At 62.6% G+C, this 7065-nt stretch carries 5 protein-coding genes and 1 pseudogene; 1 reads left to right on the top strand and 5 read right to left on the bottom strand.

What is annotated here, in order from left to right; translation table 11 throughout:
- Window positions 1–225: pseudogene (locus ENZ74_RS16005) on the bottom strand (hypothetical protein); the annotation flags it as partial.
- Window positions 226–641: 416 nt separating this feature from the next.
- On the opposite strand from ENZ74_RS16005, the gene polA reads away from it, so the two are divergent.
- Window positions 642–3593 (top strand): DNA polymerase I, encoded by a 2952-nt coding sequence (gene polA, locus ENZ74_RS16000; RefSeq protein ID WP_063170336.1) that lies wholly within the window; start codon window positions 642–644, stop codon window positions 3591–3593.
- 152 nt (window positions 3594–3745) lie between these two features.
- Here polA and ENZ74_RS15990 read toward each other — a convergent pair whose 3' ends face one another.
- From ENZ74_RS15990 to ENZ74_RS15975, 4 genes are all read right to left on the bottom strand, one after another.
- On the bottom strand, window positions 3746–4150 hold the full coding sequence (locus tag ENZ74_RS15990; RefSeq protein ID WP_013529546.1) for a Fur family transcriptional regulator: 405 nt from the start codon (window positions 4148–4150) through the stop codon (window positions 3746–3748).
- 194 nt (window positions 4151–4344) lie between these two features.
- Entirely contained in the window at window positions 4345–5391 is a 1047-nt protein-coding gene (gene mgrA, locus ENZ74_RS15985; RefSeq protein WP_013529545.1) for an L-glyceraldehyde 3-phosphate reductase, read from the bottom strand.
- 122 nt (window positions 5392–5513) lie between these two features.
- Window positions 5514–6656 (bottom strand): Gfo/Idh/MocA family oxidoreductase, encoded by a 1143-nt coding sequence (locus ENZ74_RS15980; RefSeq protein ID WP_063169021.1) that lies wholly within the window; start codon window positions 6654–6656, stop codon window positions 5514–5516.
- 11 nt (window positions 6657–6667) lie between these two features.
- Window positions 6668–7065 (bottom strand): sugar phosphate isomerase/epimerase (locus tag ENZ74_RS15975; RefSeq protein WP_164761049.1); only part of this gene is annotated, 398 nt, incomplete at its 5' end.

Here is a 7065-nt window from a genome sequence, read left to right as displayed (position 1 = left end):
GTCATGGTGCGCAACCACCATCGGGTGGCCGGGCGTGTCGCGAACGCTGGCGTCGAAGCCGATCAGCTCGAGTTCGGCCACCAGCCATTCCGCCGCCTTGCGGCAGTCGGCGGCATAGGCTGGATCGGTGGAGATGGACTTGATCCTGAGCAAGCCGAACAGGCGCTCGAGGCTCTGGTCGAGATTCTTGTCGAGACGGTCGAGGACGGGGGAAACTGCGGACATATGTGAAGCCTTTCGATTCAGAACCGGAACCGTAAAGGCATGACGGGAAAACGAAAAGCCCGCGATCATTGGACCACGGGCTGCAAACGTCTCTGCGAGGCAAAAAAAGACCGCCGTGGTGGAGGGGGAACCACGGCGGCCTTCTACTCGAAACGATGCGGCAGCCCGGAGAGGGGGGATAGGCTGCCGCAGGTGTCCGGGATAGGCGGGGGACGGGCCTTGCTCCGGACTCGGCGAAAACTGCCGATGACGTGTATTTGGGTCTCTGAACGTGGCGATTCAAGGGCACGAAAATTACAGTTTTGTAACATGGGCGTGAGCAGGGTGACGGCGATCTGTCAGGGTGTTGCCGGAACCGATAGTCGAGGCTGCCTTTGGCATGGACCAAGCCGCCGCGCCGCGCTATCCCTGCCGGCATGAAAAAAGGCGATCATCTCTTCCTTGTCGACGGCTCCGGCTACATCTTCCGTGCCTATCACGCGCTGCCGCCGCTGACCCGCAAATCCGACGGCCTGCCGGTCGGCGCCGTTTCCGGCTTCTGCAACATGCTGTGGAAGCTGATGCTCGACGCCCGCAATACCGATGTAGGCATCGTGCCGACGCATTTCGCCGTCATTTTCGACTATTCGTCAAAAACCTTCCGCAACGACCTCTACCCCGAATACAAGGCCAACCGCTCGGCACCGCCGGAAGATTTGATCCCGCAATTCGGCCTGATCCGCCAGGCGACCAGGGCGTTCAACCTGCCCTGCGTCGAGATCGAAGGCTACGAGGCTGACGATCTGATCGCCACCTATGCGAGGCTCGCCTGCGAAGCCGGCGGCGATACCACCATCATCTCCTCCGATAAGGATTTGATGCAACTGGTTGGCGATACGGTCGCCATGTACGACCCGATGAAGGACCGCCAGATCGGAATTCCGGAGGTCATCGAGAAATGGGGCGTGCCGCCGGAGAAGATGGTCGACCTGCAGGCACTGACCGGCGATTCGGTCGACAATGTGCCTGGTGTGCCCGGCATCGGGCCGAAGACGGCGGCGCAACTGCTCGAACAGTTCGGTGACCTCGACACGCTGCTGGCCCGGGCCGGCGAGATCAAGCAGGACAAGCGCCGGGAATCGATCATCGCCAACGCCGACAAGGCGCGCATTTCTCGTCAGCTGGTGACGCTGATGAACGACGTACCGGTGACCGAGGGTCTGGAGGATTTCGTCCTGCACGCGCCCGACGGCCCGAAGCTGATCGGTTTCCTCAAGACCATGGAATTCACCTCGCTGACCCGCCGTGTCGCGGAAGCGACCAGCACCGAGGCCGGCGACGTCCAGGCCGTCGCGGTCACCGTCGAACGCGCCGATCATGCCCATGGCCCGGACGTTGGCGCCGGTTTGCCGCCGGTTGCCCGAAACGCGCCTGGCACTGAACCGGACGAAGCCGGCGGGACGGCGGAGACGTCAAAACAAGGCGATACCCCCTCCCTGCTCGCGGCACTAAGGCTGGAGCGCGCGGCCACCGGCAAGATCGACATTTCGGCCTATCACTGCATCCGCGATATCTCGACCCTGAAAGCCTGGGTCGCCGAGGCACGGGAGGCTGGCATCGCCGCCTTCGACGTCAGGGCGACATCCGCCGATCCGATGCAGGCGGAACTGATCGGCATGGCCATCGCCACGGCTCCCGGACGCGCCGCCTACATTCCCTTCGCCCACATGAGCGGCAATGGCGACCTGCTCGGTGGTGGCGCGCTCGAAAACCAGATTCCGCTGCGCGAGGCGCTGGCGGTGCTGAAACCGCTGCTCGAAGACAGATCGGTTCTCAAGATCGCGCAGAACCTGAAATACGATCTTGTCATCATGAGCCGCTACGGCATCGATGTCGCACCGTTCGACGACACCATGCTGATCTCCTACGTGCTCGATGCCGGTACGCCCCATGGTCACGGCATGGATGCGCTTGCCGAAAAGTGGCTCGGTCATACTCCTCTTCAGCTCAAGGACGTGACCGGCTCGGGCAAAAGCTCGGTCGGTTTCGATCAGGTCGACATCGACAAGGCGACGGCTCATGCCGCCGAAGACGCCGATGTGACGCTGCGGCTCTGGCTGGTGCTGAAACCGCGGCTTGCCGCCAAGGGCCTGGTGTCGGTCTATGAGCGGCTGGAGCGGCCGCTGGTGCCGGTGCTGGCGCGCATGGAACAGCGCGGCATCTCGGTCGACAGGCAGATCCTCTCGCGGCTCTCCGGCGAATTGGCGCAGGGCGCCGCTCGCCTCGAAGAGGAAATCTACCAGCTCATCGGCGAACGCATCAACATCGGTTCGCCAAAGCAGCTCGGCGACATCCTGTTCGGGCGCATGGGCCTGCCCGGCGGTTCGAAGACCAAGACCGGCCAGTGGTCGACCTCGGCGCAGCTTCTCGAAGATCTCGCTGCCGAAGGTCACGAACTGCCGCGCAAGATCGTCGACTGGCGCCAGCTGACCAAGCTGAAATCGACCTATACCGATGCGCTGCCCGGCTTCATCCACCCCGACACCAAGCGCGTCCACACCTCCTACGCGTTGGCCGCTACGACGACGGGACGCCTGTCATCCTCCGATCCGAACCTGCAGAACATCCCGGTGCGCACCGCCGAGGGCCGCAAGATCAGGACCGCCTTCATCACCGACAAGAGCCATCGGCTGGTCTCGGCCGACTACAGCCAGATCGAATTGCGGGTGCTCGCCCATGTCGCCGAGATCCCGCAACTGCGGCAGGCTTTCGCCGACGGCGCCGACATCCACGCCATCACCGCGTCGGAGATGTTCAACGTGCCGGTCGAAGGCATGCCCTCGGAGGTTCGCCGCCGCGCCAAGGCGATCAATTTCGGCATCATCTACGGCATTTCGGCCTTCGGTCTCGCCAACCAGCTGTCGATCCCGCGCGAGGAAGCCGGCAACTACATCAAGAAATATTTCGAGCGCTTCCCCGGCATCCGCGATTACATCGAGGAGACCAAGGCCTATGCCCGCGAGCACGGCTTTGTCGAAACGATCTTCGGCCGCCGCATCCATTACCCCGACATAAGATCGTCCAACCCCTCGCTCCGCGCCTTCAACGAACGCGCCTCGATCAATGCCCGCCTGCAAGGCACCGCCGCCGACATCATCCGCCGTGCCATGATCCGCATGGAGGAGGCGCTGGAAAAAGCAGGCCTTTCGGCACGCATGCTGCTGCAGGTGCATGACGAACTGATCTTCGAGACCGTCGAGGCGGAAGTCGAGGCGACGATCCCGGTCGTGCGTCATGTCATGGAAAACGCGGCGATGCCGGCGGTCTCAATGTCGGTGCCGCTGCATGTCGACGCGCGAGCCGCCAACAACTGGGACGAGGCGCATTAGCACCAACGCAAGTTGTGTTGAGATTCAGATCAGGCCGAGCCGAAAATGGTGGATTCCGAGAACCGGAGCGGAGCGTACTTTTCGTACGTGAGCACCGGAAGCGGCAGGAAGCCGCCATTTGCAGGCCGGCATCATCTGAATCTCAACTCACCTCAAGCCGCCTCAGCCAAACACTTGGCACATGTCCCGCGAAACTCGATCACCGCCTTCTTGGCGGCGAAGCCGGTGGAGCGCACCCATTCGTCCAAGCTGTGGCCGACATCGTGGTCTGACATTTCGGTGACCTGCCCGCATGTGTCGCAAATGGCGAAGGCAGTCATCGAATGGCTGTGGTCATGCGGCTCGGCGCAGGCGACGAAGGAATTGATGCTTTCAAGCCGATGCACGAAACCTGACTTCACCAGCGTGTCGAGCGCGCGATAGACCTGGAGCGGTGCGCGAAAACCGCGCTCGCGCAATTGGTCGAGCAAGGTGTAGGCACTGAGCGGTCCGCTGGCGGTCTCGAGTTTCTCGAGCACGCACAGCTGGTTTTTCGTCAGCACATCCCTTGCCGCCATGATCCTGTTTCCAACTCGCCTTGCGTCGCTTGCGCCGCGCACAAACGATCCATGTCCCATCCAGATAGCGACGAACAGGCATTTTTGCTACTGTTTCCAGCATTCTGCCCGCAAGGCCGCCGAGAACATCGATCGGAGCGGGGCAACAGGCAGGTTGCCCGCCGTTTTTCGCTTTGCCGGCTTATCGAGCGGACCTATTTCCTCGGCGGGCCTTTGCGCTCGGCAGAAGCCGCCCACAGATTGATGTCGGATTCGCGCGCGTATGTGTCGATCTCGGCGAGTTCGGCATCGCTGAAGTCGAGCGCCTTGAGCGCGCCGACGCAGTCCTCGACCTGCTCCGGCCGGCTGGCGCCGATCAGTGCCGAGGTCACCCTCCCCTTGCGCAGCACCCAGGCCAGCGCCATCTGCGCCAGCGTCTGTCCGCGCCTGCCGGCGATGGCGTCGAGCGCCTTGATGTTGGCGATGGTCTTGTCGTTGATGAAGGCTGTCTTCAGCGACTTGCCCTGCGACGCACGGCTGCCGTCCGGAATGCCGCCGAGATACTTGTCCGTCAGCATGCCTTGCGCCAGCGGCGAGAACACGATGGAGCCGACGCCGAGCCCTTCGAGCGTGTCGAGCAAGCCGTCTTCCTCCACCCAGCGGTTCAGCATCGAATAGCTCGGCTGGTGGATGACGCAAGGCGTGCCAAGCTGCTTCAAGATATCGGCCGCCTCGCGCGTGCGCTGCGAATTGTAGGACGAGATGCCGGCATAGAGCGCCTTGCCCGAGCGCACGGCATGGTCGAGCGCACCCATCGTTTCTTCCAGCGGCGTGTCGGGATCGAAACGGTGCGAATAGAAGATATCGACATAGTCGAGCCCCATCCGCTTGAGGCTCTGGTCGAGGCTGGCCAGAATGTATTTGCGCCCACCCCATTCGCCGTAGGGCCCGGCCCACATCTGGTAACCGGCCTTGGTCGAGATGATCAGTTCGTCGCGGTAGGCAGCGAAGTCGGTGCGCAGGATCTCACCGAAGGCGGTTTCGGCAGAACCGGGCGGCGGACCGTAATTGTTGGCGAGGTCGAAATGCGTGATGCCGAGGTCGAAGGCCTTGCGCGCGATCGCCTGCTTGGTCTTGTGCGGCGTGTCGTTGCCGAAATTGTGCCACAGGCCCAGCGAGATCGCCGGCAGCTTCAGGCCGGAGCGGCCACAGCGGTTGTAGACCATTTTCTCGTAACGATTTTCGGCGGGCGTGTAGGGCATCGGAAAATCCTCGAATGGAAACGAGCCGGTCGGCTGCATTCGTCACAACGCGGCGAGTTGGCTCTGCCCCCCACCCTTACCCTCTCTCCGTCGAAACGGGGAGAGGGTTGAGGTGTGCTGCCCTATTTCTTCTTCGCCAAAAGCGCCTTGGCTTCCTTGACGCCAAGTGCGGCCGGCCGTTCGCAGGTGGTCTGCATGGCGACGAACTTGCCGGTTTCGCCGGAACGCAGCAGGCTGGTCATCACGTCGACGGCGTGCAGCGCCAGCTCCATCGAACAGCGGTGCGGCCGACCTTCCGCGATCGCCACCGCCATATCGGCAAGGCCTGACGTGCGGTAGTTGGCCATCATGCCTTGCGAATGCATCTCGTTGGGCACGCCGAACGGATGCGGCCAGTTCGGCAGCTTCTTGACCGGCTTGGCCGCGACGGTGAAGCGAACGTCACCACCGAAGAAGTTCGGGTCCGGCACAAACACCGTACCCGCCTCGCCATAAAGCTCCATCGGCGCGTGGCCGTGGGCCCAGACGTCCCAGCTGGTGTTGAGCGTGATAACGGCGCCGTTCTCGAACTCCAGCAGCCCGTGGATGGTTGTCGGCGTGTTGACCGGTATCTTTTCACCCGCGCGCGGCTTTGAACTGATCGTGCGCTCCTTGGCCGGCGTCGTCGCGAAGGCCGCGACCTGCTTCACCGGCCCGATCAGCTGGATCAGATTGGTGATGTAATATGGTCCGATGTCGAGCACCGGCCCCGCGCCTGGCTGGAAGAAGAAATCCGGATTGGGGTGCCAGTGCTCCATGCCGTGGCCCATGACATGGCACGTGCCACTCGTGACCTTGCCAAGCTTGCCGGTGTCGATCAGGTTGCGTACCAGCTGGTGCGCGCCGCCGAGGAAAGTGTCTGGCGCCGAGCCGATGCGCAGACCCTTTTTCTCCGCCCGCTTCTTAAGGTCGAGCCCTTCCTTGACCGACAGCACGAACGGCTTTTCCGAATAGACGTGCTTGCCGGCGTCGAGGATCTGCTTTGACACCTCATAGTGCACCGCCGGGATGGTCAGGTTGACGATGATGTCGATGTCGTCGGCCTTGAGCAGGTCTTCGACGGTGTCGGCGCGCAGCTTGAACTCCTTCGCCCGAGCCTTGGCCGCCTCCATGTTGATGTCGGCGCAGGCACGCATTTCAATGCCGCGGAACAGCGGCGCCAGCGAAAAATACGCCTTCGAGATGTTGCCGCAGCCGATCACGCCGATGCCAAGTTTCTTTGCCATGCTGGTTGCTCCTAATAGGTTTTGGCGGCTGCGATGGAGCGGCGGGCGAAACGCTCGATGTCGTTGGGGTTGTCCTGTTCCATGACGTAGTATTGGGCAGCACTCCTGGCACGCAACACCTTGATCAGGGCGGCCCAGTCGATGGTGCCATGGCCGACATCCGACCAGCCATCCTCATCCAGCCCCTCGCCGGGCTTGGCCATGTCCTTGACGTGGACGGCGCTGATGCGCTTGCCGTGTTTCTCGATCCACGGCAGCGGATCATCGCCGCCGCGCACCACCCAGGCAACGTCCATCTCCCAGCTGACATCGGGCGCGGATGACAGGATGTGGTCCTGCGGCACCGATCCGTCGGCAAGTTTCTTGAACTCGAAATCATGATTGTGCCAGGCAAAGCCGTAGCCGGCCT

Origin of the sequence: Mesorhizobium sp. M7A.F.Ca.CA.002.15.2.1 (genome assembly GCF_003998715.1) — a bacterium.
GTDB classification, from domain to species: domain Bacteria; phylum Pseudomonadota; class Alphaproteobacteria; order Rhizobiales; family Rhizobiaceae; genus Mesorhizobium; species Mesorhizobium ciceri.
Note: the sequence above shows the minus strand (reverse complement) of the source record. Positions and strands in the feature narration are given on the sequence as shown.

Coding starts and splice junctions, on each gene's coding strand:
- polA (WP_063170336.1), top strand. CDS start 642: ATGAAAAAAGGCGATCATCTCTTCCTTGTCGACGGCTCCGGCTACATC.
- ENZ74_RS15990 (WP_013529546.1), bottom strand. CDS start 4,150: ATGGCGGCAAGGGATGTGCTGACGAAAAACCAGCTGTGCGTGCTCGAG.
- mgrA (WP_013529545.1), bottom strand. CDS start 5,391: ATGCCCTACACGCCCGCCGAAAATCGTTACGAGAAAATGGTCTACAAC.
- ENZ74_RS15980 (WP_063169021.1), bottom strand. CDS start 6,656: ATGGCAAAGAAACTTGGCATCGGCGTGATCGGCTGCGGCAACATCTCG.